This is a genomic window from Oleiphilus sp. HI0086 (genome assembly GCF_001635225.1).
In genome coordinates, this window is the sequence record NZ_LWFZ01000052.1 from 1 (window position 1) to 784 (window position 784).

General features: G+C 46.8%; 1 pseudogene. It reads left to right on the plus strand.

Features of this window, described 5'->3' with window-relative positions:
- Positions 1–784: pseudogene (locus A3756_RS00845) on the plus strand (glutamate--cysteine ligase); the annotation flags it as partial.

The following is a 784-nucleotide window of genomic DNA, read 5'->3' on the forward strand; positions in this document are numbered from 1 at the left end:
TGTCGCTGGCCAAAATCACTGCCTCGAATCATTTGATGATAAGGGCACGCTGTATAAGCCTTATGCTACCTCGCTCAGAATGGGAGACCTCGGCTATCACAACAACGCCCAATCATCGCTAAATATCTGCTTTAACAGCCTGGAAAACTTCACCCATACACTTGGCGATGCCATTAACACTTCTTACCCGCCATACCAAGAGCTTGGGCTAAAGAAAGGTGACGCTTACCTTCAGATCAATACGAATATTCTGCAAATCGAGAACGAATATTACAGCTCAATCCGACCAAAGCGCAGTGCACTGTCAGGCGAAACGCCACGGCATGCACTCAACGAACGCGGAGTCGAATATATCGAGGTACGCTGCCTGGATTTGAACCCATTTTTACCATTGGGAATTTCTGACAGACAGGTCGACTTTATGGATATATTCCTGAGCTTTTGCTTACTCCAGGACTCTCCGGTAATTGGCGATAAGGAATGTGAATATCTCGATAGTAACTTTGACCTGGTCGTCAATGAAGGTAGAAGACCAGGACTTGAACTCACCGACCAATCACAAAAGCGAACGCTAAGTAGCTGGGGGCTTGAGCTTCTAAAAGGCATGCAAGGTCTTGCCGAAGTACTAGACCAGGCAACGAGCGACCAACGTTATAAGTCGGCACTAAAGGAACAGCTAGCTAAACTCGATACACCAGATCTAACACCCTCCGCTCAAGTGTTGTCAGTCATGAAGAAAGAGTCTCTATCCTGGCTAGAGATCGCTGGAGAACTTTCAAAGAAG